1 protein-coding gene is annotated in these 458 nt (G+C 54.4%); it reads left to right on the top strand.

Translation table 11 applies throughout. The annotated features are described in order from the left end of the window. Positions 1–186 precede the first annotated feature (186 nt). Complete coding sequence (locus AC1DLB_RS32070) at positions 187–381, top strand: hypothetical protein (RefSeq protein WP_081625797.1); 195 nt, start codon at positions 187–189, stop codon at positions 379–381. The last annotated feature ends 77 nt before the right edge of the window (positions 382–458 follow it).

Here is a 458-nt window from a genome sequence, read left to right as displayed (position 1 = left end):
GCGATCATATGCGGCTCCTTTTGATGAGGTAGCCTCTTCAGTTTACGCCCGAATCACCAACAACCTACGTTGTGCAGGACAGTCGGCACTGCCAATCGCTGGCGACAAATCGTTTCCTCGACTAGGATCTTTATCGTACAGGACTTCGCCCACTGTGTTGTCGGGCGACTCACAAGGGAGAGATAGATGACGCCTACTCGTATTACCGAGCAAACCTATCGTGGCTGGTCCAGCCCCATCTTGCTTGAACTCAAGGAGAGAGAACATCAACTGGATCCTTCGGCACGCCAGGCCCTGCGAAATGTCCTGGTCGAGAGAAGGCTTATAAACACTGGCAATCCTTCTGGCAGTGATCGGCGCAAGGCTGATCCGGCCGGGTAACAACAGGTTTTAGCAATAGCGCTTACCCACCTCATCACCGACGCTGCTGGCGCTTCGCCGGCAGCGTGCTTGTAAGT

It is taken from the genome of Pseudomonas sp. 05N434 (assembly GCF_056396965.1).
The sequence above is the reverse complement of the archived record's forward strand: the minus strand, read 5'-3'. Positions and strand labels throughout refer to the sequence as shown.

What these genes read in the sequence shown, in the direction of transcription:
- AC1DLB_RS32070 (WP_081625797.1), top strand. Translation starts at nt 187, where the DNA reads ATGACGCCTACTCGTATTACCGAGCAAACCTATCGTGGCTGGTCCAGC.